General features: G+C 72.6%; 8 protein-coding genes. 3 read left to right on the top strand and 5 right to left on the bottom strand.

The window, feature by feature from the left end; all coding sequences use genetic code 11:
• Window positions 1-95 precede the first annotated feature (95 nt).
• From ACFYT4_RS15900 to ACFYT4_RS15880, 5 genes are all read right to left on the bottom strand, one after another.
• Window positions 96-1,517: an amino acid permease gene (locus tag ACFYT4_RS15900; RefSeq protein WP_389268685.1), complete on the bottom strand. Its 1,422-nt coding sequence runs from the start codon at window positions 1,515-1,517 to the stop codon at window positions 96-98.
• Window positions 1,518-1,677: 160 nt separating this feature from the next.
• Entirely contained in the window at window positions 1,678-2,640 is a 963-nt protein-coding gene (locus tag ACFYT4_RS15895; RefSeq protein WP_389268673.1) for a hypothetical protein, read from the bottom strand.
• A gap of 859 nt (window positions 2,641-3,499) precedes the next feature.
• Window positions 3,500-3,745, bottom strand: a complete 246-nt coding sequence (locus ACFYT4_RS15890; protein ID WP_389268671.1) for a helix-turn-helix domain-containing protein — start codon at window positions 3,743-3,745, stop codon at window positions 3,500-3,502.
• 281 nt (window positions 3,746-4,026) lie between these two features.
• A complete protein-coding gene (locus tag ACFYT4_RS15885; RefSeq protein ID WP_389268669.1) occupies window positions 4,027-5,532 on the bottom strand; it encodes an ankyrin repeat domain-containing protein in 1,506 nt (501 codons plus the stop codon).
• A 22-nt stretch (window positions 5,533-5,554) separates the two neighbouring features.
• A complete protein-coding gene (locus ACFYT4_RS15880; protein ID WP_389268667.1) occupies window positions 5,555-6,484 on the bottom strand; it encodes a hypothetical protein in 930 nt (309 codons plus the stop codon).
• Window positions 6,485-6,744: 260 nt separating this feature from the next.
• Between ACFYT4_RS15880 and ACFYT4_RS15875 the strand changes: the two genes are divergently transcribed.
• The 3 genes from ACFYT4_RS15875 (at window position 6,745) to pepN (ending at window position 11,061) form a co-directional block, all read left to right on the top strand.
• Window positions 6,745-7,497, top strand: a complete 753-nt coding sequence (locus tag ACFYT4_RS15875) for a serine protease (RefSeq protein WP_389268665.1) — start codon at window positions 6,745-6,747, stop codon at window positions 7,495-7,497.
• A gap of 614 nt (window positions 7,498-8,111) precedes the next feature.
• On the top strand, window positions 8,112-8,456 hold the full coding sequence (locus tag ACFYT4_RS15870) for a chorismate mutase (protein WP_389268663.1): 345 nt from the start codon (window positions 8,112-8,114) through the stop codon (window positions 8,454-8,456).
• A 79-nt stretch (window positions 8,457-8,535) separates the two neighbouring features.
• Complete coding sequence (gene pepN, locus ACFYT4_RS15865) at window positions 8,536-11,061, top strand: aminopeptidase N (protein WP_389268661.1); 2,526 nt, start codon at window positions 8,536-8,538, stop codon at window positions 11,059-11,061.
• Window positions 11,062-11,318 lie beyond the last annotated feature (257 nt).

Here is an 11,318-nt window from a genome sequence, read left to right as displayed (position 1 = left end):
CCCCTAACCGCCCCCCCCCCCCGGCCCGGGGGCCCCCCCCGCGGCCCGGGGGGGGGGGGGGCGGGGGGCCCCGCGGGGGGGGGCCCCACTGCCGGTCAGACGAGGTCCTGCGCCATCTGGTCGCGCTCCTCCTTGGTTCCGTACGGGATCTCATAGGTGCGTTTGCCCCGGGTCATCCACAGGACCGCGGCCAGCGCGAGCACCGTCAGCAGCGCGATGGGCGCGTAGTTGAACGACGCGGTCGTGATCGGGCTGACGGGCGGCAGACAGAACAGCACGGTCACGAAGCCGACCCAGATCACGGCCGTCCAGCCGATGGGTCTGCTCCAGCGGCCCAGCTGCCACGGGCCCGGTATGAACCCGCTGCCGGCCCGCAGCCTCAGGTAGATCGGGATGGCGTAGGCGGGGGTGATGCCGATGACGTTGATCGAGACGATGGCGGTGTACGCGGTCGTGGAGTAGAGGGACGGCAGGGCGATCAGGAACGGCACGGCGACCGAGAGCCACACGGCGGGCACCGGAGTGCGGGTGCGGGAGCTGAGCCGGCGCCAGGTGCTGGCGAACGGCAGGGCGCCGTCCCGGGAGAACGCGAACACCATGCGGGAGGCGGAGGCCAGTCCCGCGTTCGCGCAGAAGAGCTGCGCGATGATGATGACCAGCAGCAGCGCCTTGGCCGCGTTCACACCGAGCGCGTCCAGGAAGATCTGGGCGGGCGGCACCCCCGTCGCGGTGCCGATGGTGCCCGCGTAGTCCTGGATGGCGAACAGCATGCCCGCGAGCAGGATGAAGCCGACGACCCACGACAGGAAGATCGAGCGGACGATGCCCCGGGCGGCGCTGACCTGGGCGTGTTTGGTCTCCTCACTGAGATGCGCGGAAGCGTCGTACCCGCTGAAGGTGTACTGGGCCAGCAACAGGCCCAGCAGACCCACGTAGAGGGGATTGCTCCACCCGGTCTCGTTGGCGAACTCCCCGAAGACGAATCCGGCCGACTGGTGGCTCGACGGCACGATCGCGAGCGCGCCGACGATGACCGCGACACCGCCGAGGTGCCACCAGACGCTGATCGAGTTGAGGATGCTGACCAGGCGTACGCCGAACAGATTGAGCGTCGCGAGCAGCAGCAGTATGCAGCCGAATATCAGGAGTGTTCTCTCCGGTGTCGGCGTCACGTCCCACTGGAGGTTGAGCCACGCGCCGATGAACAGCGCGGAGCCGTAGCAGCCGCCGGCCATGCCGCCGAGCAGGCCGAGCAGATTGAACCAGCCCGTGACATAGCCCCAGCGCGGACCGCCGAGCCTGCTCGCCATGTAGTACAGCGCCCCGGAGACGGGGTAGGCCGAAGTGACCTCGGCGAGCGCGGCACCCACGGCCAGCACCATCAGGCCGACGAAGGCCCAGCCCCACAGCATGACCGCAGGACCGCCGGTCATCAGCCCGAAGCCGAAGAGGGTCATACAGCCGGACAGGATCGAGATGATGGAGAAGCTCAGTGCGAAGTTCCCGAACGGGCCCATGCGCCGGGCCAGTTCGGGCTGGTAGCCGAGTCCTCTGAGGACGTCTTCGTCATCGGGGACGGCTTTGCCGTTATGTGTATTCGCCACGGAAGTAACCTCCGGAAGAAGCGGACGGACGAGACCTGAGGGCCCCGGGCGCGGGGCCGTCCAGGGGTGGCGCCTATTCGTCGTTCAGGCAGCGTCGACGGGCCTGAAGGAACTCCTCCTGCCACCGGTCCGGGGCATCGGCGACATAGCGCCAGGGCACCGGGGTGGCGCAGGAACCGATCGCCTGGAATACCTCGGCACAGGCAGCCGCTCCGAAACCACCGGAATACAAGGCCTGTGCAAGGTAGTTCAGGTCGAGCGGAGACCAGGACGAGCGATCGGCGTGGGGGAACCACCGCTCCAGTGCGTGCCGGGTGTAGTACGAAACGGGCGCGGTCGTCCAGAACAGCGAGGTGAGCTGTCCGCTCTCCCGGCGCTCGCGGTATATGTCCGCGTACACGTACAGCGGAATCACCGCGAGCGGGGAACCGGGCTCGGCCCAGGAGGAGACCCAGCGTGCAAAATCCGATGTGTTGCGGCCGTATGCCTGAAGTGCCTGGAGCAGCCGGTGCCATGCCTCCCGGCTGCCCCGGTCGCGCTTGAGCACGGCGGAGAGCAGCCCCCAGGGCCCTGCGGGCAGCGGCGGCTCCCAGGCGGCGATCCGGTGCTCGGGCCGGCGGTGGTACTCGTCGGAGGAGTCCACCTGGGCCAGCGTCAGCAGCCCCAGCCACGGAACGGGATCGTCCGGGTGCTCGCTCGCGGCGTGCTCGCAGGCGAGCCTGGCCCGGTCGGTACGGCTCTCCGCCTCGCGGTCACCGGCCCGGTGGGCGTTGAGCGCGCGCTGCACCTCGACCCGGGCGCGCATCATCCGGGCCGGGTAGGAGCGCGGCTCCTCCTGGGCCCAGGCCTCGACCGCGTCGCCCGTGGCGGCCGCCGCCGCCAGGATCTGGCTGCGTGAGGTCCACGACGCCCAGGTGCTGGTGTTGTGCAGCAGTTCCCTCATCGCTATCCATCGCCCGGCGCGCACGTCGTCGAGGGCCGGACGCAGTTCCACGTCGAAGCCCGCCGGGTTGAACAGAGGGATCGCCGCCGCCATCAGAGCCTCCCGCTCGGCGCTGCGGGGAGGCGGCGGCCTGACCCCGGCGGGAGGCGTAAAAAGGGCGCCGGCCCTAAGACGGCGACGGTGCGGGCACCGCCTGTGACGCACGGTGCCGACGCAACGGCTTGCCTGAGCGGGCTGAACATGAGGGTCCTCGGCAGCAAATCATCTGGCGGCAGGCCGCCGGGTTACGGGGCGTGACGCGCGGTGGACGAGCGGCTCCTCACCGCCCCCGGCATGGCCGTGTTCCGGCCGCTGTGCGGCGGGCACACTCCGGGTTCCGACTGCTTGCAGGCAATGGGCAAGAACACCGTCCGCGCGACCACGGGTATTTCTTGGGTCGACACGCGATATTCGGGCCAGGACCACGGCCTGCGCAACCCAATCACAGAAATCACCTCTCAGCACCACTTCGCGTCACCACTTGACACCCGTACGGCCTTCCCTCTAGGGGGAGTTGGGGCTCCTGGGGCGTGTGTGACAAATCATGGGGAATAGGATGCGGAGGCTCCGGATCCGATGTGTGGGTCGCTTCGGCGGTCCCGGTCCCGGCGCGGGCACCCGCCCACCGGCGTACCGGCGGGGAACGGAGCCCGCGGACCGCCCGGGCACCCTCGGACCCGCGTCGGTGCGTTCCGCGGGAATGCTCGCTGTGTGTCACCAGCGGTCCCCCGGCACACGGGTTCCCGAGCCCGCCCCGCGCCCGCGCCGCGGACAGGGCGGCGCCTCCGGTCCGCCCCCGGCTCCCCCACGGCCCGAGAGGTGTTGCGGAACCGTCGGAACGATCACCCGGCATGCCGGCTGGGCTGTACCAGCCGTATCAGAACCAGACAAAGAGCCCCCCCGGGACGCTGGATCATGGCGTGAATGAGGCCCGCGGGTCTGCAACGGCTGTTGGGCCGTGCCGTCGAAGTCCCGTCCGCCCGGCGGGGGCTGACACGCACACTCTCCCCCGTAACCCTGCGGGCGCGGGTGGTGCCCTTGCATGGTCGTCGGTCGCCGACGGCCCCACGGCCTGGCGGCCGTTGCGCCAGCGCTTCCCGGTACGCCGGTTGATGCCGACGATCCGGCAAGCCTCCACGCTGCTGACGCCCTGGTCCATGAGCCGGAAGTACTCCTCCCGCTCACGGACCAGGGCCTTACGGCCTGGCGCCTGGCCCGGTCCTCCCGGATCTCGAAGTCCATCGCATCCCCTGAGCTGGGGTGTTGCGACGACCACGAGAACGGAAGCCGGCCGGGGCGGGGCCCTCCCGGCGGAGCCAGGGGTGGGGGTCCCTCCCGGCGGAGCCAGGGGGAGTGCCCCCATCCTCCGCCGTGCGGTCGCGCGCACCGGACCCCGCCGGGCCCGCCCTCCGGCGGAGGGCGCCACCGTGACGACGCTCGCTAGCGGCACCGCGGGTGGGTTCCCTCCAACCGGGTCCGTGTCCTGTCGTCCTCGATCAGCTCCACCGCGTCAAGCGCCGTCCGGTGCGCGTACCCTTTCGGGTCCTCGTCCTCCAGCATCCGGACCAGCACCGGTACCGCACGCGGGTCCTGACGCTTCGCCAGCCCGGCGGCCGCCTCCGCCGCCGTCGTGGTGTCCCGGTCGCCGAGCCGGGCCGCCAGCGCCTCGCGGACCTCGGGCGTGTCCGTGTCGAGGACGGCCAGCGCGGTCGTCGCCCAGTCCCTGATCCGCTCGTCCCCGTCCCCGCTGAGGGTGATGAGTGCCCCGACACCCCCGGCGTGGTCACCGGGGACGAGCCCGAACAGCGCCAGCGCCACCTGGAGGCGCACCTCCGCCTCCGGGTGCCCGGAATGGCGCAGAATCTCCGGCAGCGCGGCCGGATCGCCGTGGTGTCCGAGCGCGAGCACGGCCGCCCGGATCAGCCCGGCGTCCTCCGCCTCCCGCGCCGTCTCCCGCAGCACCGGCAGCGCCCGTGCGGTGAACGGCCCGCGCGGTCCGCCGTCCGTCACCCCCAGGTGCCCCAGCACATCGGCCCCGAAGGCCCGCCGCAGGGGATCGTCGCTCGCGCACCACGCGACAGCGGCCTGGAACGTTTCCTCGCCGCCGCGCCGCCACAGCGTGAACACCTGCTCGATCCAGTTGTCCTGCCCGCGGTCGCCGCAGCTCAGCGCCCGTCCCGCCAGTTCTTCGTACGGGGTCCGGATGCCCAGCTCGGCCTCCAGCAGGGTCGCGATCGCCGCGTGCCCGCATCCCCGCTCCTTGCCCGCGGTGGGCCTGCCGTCGCGCAGCAGGTCGACGACGACGGTCACCCCGCCGTCCTCCGCCATCCGGCGCGAGACGGTCTCGTACTCCCCGTCGTACAGCTCCAGGAGCTCCTTGCGCAGTTCCTCGCCGACATCGAGCGCGAGCTGGGCGCGGGCCTCGGCCAGCGCCGCCTCCTTCGCGCTCGCGCCGTGCTCCAGGAGCGCCCGTACGGTCGTCGGGGAGCCCCGGCGCGTGGCCGACACCAGCGGCGGTTCGCCGTCGGGGCCGGCGAGATCGGGGTCGGCGCCGTGCTCCAGCAGCGCGCGCACCGTGGCCGCGTACCCCTGCCGCACCGCCCAGATCATCGCCGTGAAGCCCATCGACTCGGGCGTGCCGGGCCGTGCGCCCGCGGCGAGCAGCGCCCGCACCACGTCCGTATGACCGCCGACCGCGGCTCCGCACAGCGGGAGGTCCCCGCCCTCGGAGCCGCTGGGCCGCTCGGGCTCGGCGCCCGCGGCCAGCAGCAGCCGCACCGTGCCCGGATCGTTCTGGAGGGCGGCCAGATAGAGCGGGGTCTGCCCGTCCTCGTCGGTGGTGTCGGCCGGGAGCCCGGCCCGCAACAGCCGTACGACGGCGTCCTCGTCGCCCTCGTACAGCGCCGTGAACAACTCCGCCGCCGCTGCCTCCGGTTCGCGCCTCATGCGCCGAGGCTACGGAGTCCGCTCAGGTGTCGCATTCGAGAATCGTGCGGCAGAGCCCGCAGCGGGCCCGCACCCGCCCCCGCACCGGGATCCGGATGCGCTGGTGGCAGGTGGGGCACGGGAAGGAGACGCGCATGCCGTCGGGGCTGCGCTCGAAGGCGTACGGCGCGGCCGGGCCGCCCTCCGCGCCGTGGCTCCCGGGTCCCCGCCCGGCGCTCTCCAGCGCGTGCCGCCGGTCCTTCGCGTAGCGGTGGCGGCCCGCCCAGCCCGCCGTGGTGAGCGGCGGCTGCTGCGAGTCGCGCAGCGCCCGGGCGCGGCCCTTGGTGTACGCCGTGTACCCCTGCGGGCTGGTGAACCACACGGCGGGGTCCTCGTCGAACGCCAGCGCCCGCTTGGCGAGGACGTACCCGAACTCCTCCGGTGTGAGATAGCCCAGCTTCTGGCTGGAGACGCCGTCCTCCCGGAAGGCGTCGAGCAGCAGCCAGCCCGCGCCGAGATACGTGGTCACGGTGTCGGTGAGGATCTCGTTGTCGCGCGTGCCCGGGAACGACAGCCCGAGCCGGTGCAGCAGCACATGGGTGATCTCGTGCGCGAGGGCGGCCCCGATGTCCCTGCGGTGGGTGCGGAAGCGGTCGTTCAGCTCGATGAAGTACTCCGGTCCGGCGGTCAGTTCGACGCTCGCCGCGTGGTGCATCTCCCGGAAGCTCACGATCATCCGCGCGTCCGGCAGCTGCAGATGCTGCACCAGCGCGCGGGCGACCCGCTGCGCCCCGAGGTGGAGGTCGTCCAGATCCGAGAAGGCCACGTCCGCCGGGAGCACGCTCGGGGCGTACGAGAACATGGCCTCGGGCGACAGCCGCCGGTGCAGCGCCGTGATCGCCTCCCGCACGGTGCCGAGGTGCGGATAGCCGTGCGCGACCTCGCCACCGCCGCTCCCGCTGCCCTTCGCCACCACGTTCCGTACCCCCTGTACGACGGTCGGCCCCGATCCAACTCTACGGGGAACGCCTGGCGGATCCGGGTGGGTGACATGCCGGGGGCATGGCCGAAAATTGCGCCTTGTGTGGCGGGCTCCGGGCTCCACATAATCCCCTCACGTCTTGTCGGGCCCATGACAGATGTGGGGTGTGTCTTGCGCCGCGTACTTCGTGGGTACGGCTTCGGCGTCAGACCGAACCCCCCACGAAAGGCAGCCCGTTGAAGCTCCTCGGTATGTTCAAGAGATGCGCCGCGGCCAGTGCCGTCGTCCTCGCCGCGATCAGCCTTCAGCCCACCCCGGCCTCCGCCGCCCCCGCGCCCGTCGTCGGCGGCACCCGGGCGGTCCAGGGTGAGTTCCCCTTCATGGTCAGGCTCTCCATGGGCTGCGGCGGCGCGCTCTACAGCAAACAGATCGTCCTCACCGCCGCGCACTGCGTCCCCGGCTCCGGCAGCAACACCGGCATCACCGCCACCGCCGGGGTCGTGGACCTCCAGAGCGGCAGCGCCATAAAGGTCCGCTCGACCAAGGTCCTCCAGGCCCCCGGCTACAACGGCACGGGCAAGGACTGGGCGCTGATCAAGCTCGCCCGGCCGATCGACCTGCCCACCCTGAAGATCGCCGGCACCACGGCGTACAACAGCGGCACCTTCACGGTCGCCGGCTGGGGAGCGGCCAGCGAGGGCGGGGCGCAGCAGCGCCATCTGCTGAAGGCCCAGGTGCCCTTCGTCTCCGACGCGTCCTGCCGGCGGGCCTACCCCCGCCTCGTCGCCGCCGAGGAGATCTGCGCCGGGTACACCCAGGGCGGTGTCGACACCTGCCAGGGAGACTCCGGCGGTCCGATGTTCCGCAAGGACAACACCAACGCCTGGGTCCAGGTCGGCATCGTGAGCTGGGGCGAGGGCTGCGCCCAGCCGAACTACCCGGGTGTCTACACGGAGGTCTCCACCTTCGCCTCCGCGATCCGCTCCGCGGCGGCCACCCTCTAGGTTCGTGGCGTCGAAGTCCCGTCTGCCCGGCGGGTCCGGCACCCGCGCTCGCCCGTAGCCTGCGGGCACGGGTGGTGCCCCGTGCGTTGTCGTCGGTCGCCGGTGGACCCCACGGCCTTCGGCCTGGGTGGGGGCGGCCCCGGCGGAGCCCGGGGGAGTGCCCCACCGCAGTGGCTCCGCTCCCGGAGCTTCGCCGGGGAGGCACCACCCTTGCGGTCGTGCGCACCGGACCCCGCCGGGCCCGCCCTCCGGGCGGTCGACGCCACGTCGACCCCACTCCCCGGGGCCTCTCGTCCGGATCCCTCCGGGCTCGCGTGCCCCGGCACCGCTGAGGTCCCCGCCGTGAGGGTGGGGCAGGCCGCACTCCTGCCCCACCACCCCGCCCCCGCCCTGCGGCTCCGCCACCGGCGCCCCGTCGGCTGTCCGGCACCCGTGGACACGGCCCCGGGCGCGTCGGGGCGCTCGGCATGCCCGGGACCGGTGCCCCCGCGGCCCACCCGGCGTCCGGGCGCGACCGGCCCCCGGGCCCACGCGCGGTCACCGGGACGGCCGCCCGGCCGGGACGCGGCCCCGGGCCGCCCGCCGCGTGCGACCTGCCCGTAAGCTCGACGACCATGACCACCAGGGACATCGACGACAGCGTGCGCGCCGAGCTGGACCGCCTGCGCGGAAGCATCGACAACATCGACGCCGCCGTCGTCCATATGCTCGCCGAGCGCTTCAAGTGCACGCAGCAGGTCGGCCACCTCAAGGCCCAGCACCGGCTGCCCCCCGCGGACCCCGCCCGCGAGGCCCGCCAGATCGAACGGCTGCGGCAGCTCGCGGAGAGCGCCAGGCTGGACCCCGCGTTCGCGGAGAAGCTGCTGAACTTCATCATCGCCGAGGTGATCCGCCACCACGAGACGATCGCCGCGAACCCGGCGGCCGCGCCGGGGGCCACCACCGCGAACCCCCGGTAGCCCGGCCCGCCGCCCGTGCGCTCAGAGCGCAACCACTACCCCGTGTGCGATCAGGTCCTCATCAGGCAGCATGGCCCCCATGCCCGTACTCACGCGCGCCGAAGCGCAGACCCGAGCCCAGCTCCTCGACGTCCACCGCTACACGATCGCCCTCGACCTGACGGCGGGGGCCGACGCCCCGGCGGGTACCGGGGAAGAGATCTTCGGCTCCCGGAGCGTCATACAGTTCACCGCTCGCGCGGACGGGGACACCTTCGTCGAGCTCAGGCCCGCGGTGCTGCGCTCCATTACCCTCGACGGACGGCCGCTGGACCCCGGGGCGCTCACCGGCAACCGGTTCCCGCTGACCGGGCTGACCGCGGGCGAGCACGAGCTGACCGTCGAGGCGGACATGCGCTACTCCCGCACCGGCGAGGGCATGCACCGCTTCACGGACCCGACCGACGGTGAGACCTACGTCTACACCCAGATGTTCCTGGAGGACGTCCAGCGTGTCTTCGCCGCGTTCGACCAGCCGGACCTGAAGGCCGTCTTCGAGGTCTCCGTGACCGCCCCCGACGGCTGGAGCGTCCTCGGCAACGCCGTCGCCACCGACAACGGCGACGGCACCTGGACGTGTGCGCCCACCGCGCCGCTCTCGACCTACTTCGTCGCCGTCGCCGCCGGCCCCTGGCACTCCGTGCGCACCGAGCACGCCGGGCTCCCCTTCGGCCTCCACTGCCGCCGCTCGCTCGCCCCGTACCTCGACGCGGACGCCGACGAGCTCTTCGAGATCACGCGCCAGTGCTACGACCGGTACCACGAGAAGTTCGAGGAGCCCTACCCCTTCGACTCGTACGACCAGGCGTTCGTGCCGGAGTTCAACGCGGGCGCGATGGAGAACCCGGGTCTGGTGACCTTCCGCGACGAGTTCGTCTACCGGTCCGCGGTCACCGACACGGAGCGCCAGACCCGTGCCATGGTCATCGCGCACGAGATGGCCCACATGTGGTTCGGCGACCTGGTCACCCTCAAGTGGTGGGACGACATCTGGCTGAACGAGTCGTTCGCCGAGTACATGGGCTTCCAGATCCTCACCGAGGCGACCCGTTTCACCGACACCTGGGTCGACTTCGCCGTCAACCGCAAGGGCTGGGGTTACGACGCCGACCAGCGCCCCTCCACCCACCCGGTCGCGCCCGCCCCGGACGCCGTCCCCGACGTCGCGTCCGCGATGCTGAACTTCGACGGGATCTCGTACGCCAAGGGCGCGTCCGCGCTGCGGCAGCTGGTGACGTGGATGGGGGAGAAGGACTTCCTCGCGGGTATCAACATCCACTTCGCCCGGCACCGGTTCGGCAACGCGACCCTCGCCGATTTCATCGACTCCCTCGCGCGGGCCACCGACCGCGATGTGCACGCCTGGGCGGAATCCTGGCTGCGGACCAGCGGTGTCGACACGCTCAAGCCGGTGGTCACCGACGGCGGCGGCACCTGGTCGCTGACCGTGGCGCAGGACGGCGGCCGTCCGCACCGCGTCGCCGTCGCCGCGTACGACACCGATCCGGTCGATCCGGACCGGCTGGTTCCGCGCGGGCGCTTCGAGGTGGACGTCCCGGACGGCGGGAGCCCCGCCGAGTCCCACCCCGGCCGCAGGCCGTCGCTGGTCGTCCTCAACGAGAACGACACCACCTACGCCAAGGTCCGCTTCGACGCGACCTCCTGGGACACGGTCGTACGCTCCCTGTCCTGCCTGCCCGAACCGCTGTCCCGCGCGGTCGTCTGGAACACGGCCCGGGACATGGTCCGGGACGGGGAACTGGCCCCCACGGCGTATCTGGACGCGGCCCGCGCCCATCTGCCGCGCGAGTCGGACCTCGCGATCGTGCAGGGCGTCCTCGGCTTCGCGGCGACGCAGATCGCGGACCGGTATCTGCCCGCCGACCGGAGGCCCGCCGCGCTCGCCACGATCCGGGACATCTGCCGCGACTTCCTGCGGCGTACGGAGGACGGCAGCGACGGCAGTCTGCGCCTGATCGCCGTACGCCACTACATCGCCGCCGCCGCGCAGCCGGAGACCATCCAGGAGTGGCTCTCCGACGGCAGCGTCTCCGGCGGTCCCGAACTCGACCCCGAACTGCGCTGGCGCGTCCTCTACCGGCTGGCCGTCCTCGGAGCCCTCGACGAGCGCACGATCGCGGCGGAGGAGCAGCGCGACCCCAGCGCGACCGGCCGGGAGGGCGCGGCCCGCTGCCGCGCGGCGCTCCCGGAGCCCGAGGCGAAGGCCGCGGCCTGGGACCTCCTCTTCACCGACGACACGCTCTCCAACTACCTCTTCATCGCGACGGCCCAGGGCTTCTGGCAGCCCGAACAGGCCGATCTCGTACGGGAGTACATCCCCCGCTACTTCGCCGACGCCGTCGCCCTCGCCGACCGCCGCGGCCCGGCCATCGCGGACGCGGCGGGCCGCTACGCCTTCCCGCTCCACGCGGTGGACCCGGAGACGCTGGAGCTCGGCGAGGGGTGTCTGCGCGACTCACCCGTGATCCCGGCGCTCCGCCGAAAGCTCGGCGACCAGCTCGACGACCTCCGTCGCGCCCTCGCCACCCGCTCCCCGTCCTCCTGACCCGCGCCCCGCCCCTCGACCGCCGGCGCGCCGCCCTTCCGGGAGGTCCGGCCGGCGGATGCCCCTGCCCCGTTCCGGGAGGCGAGGGGCGGGAGCCCCCGCCGGTCCCCGCGCGGGCCGTCCCCGCGTGTCCCGTCGGGCGACGGCCGGGTCCTGCTGTGGGGTGCGGGCTCCCGGCGGGCGGCCCGTTTCCCCCGATGGCGCGGGGACAGCCGGTCTCTCCGGAGCGGCCCGGGACGGAGCCCCGGCCGGACCTG

It is taken from the genome of Streptomyces sp. NPDC004609, assembly GCF_042873655.1.
GTDB lineage: Bacteria > Actinomycetota > Actinomycetes > Streptomycetales > Streptomycetaceae > Streptomyces.
The sequence above is the reverse complement of the archived record's forward strand: the minus strand, read 5'-3'. Positions and strand labels throughout refer to the sequence as shown.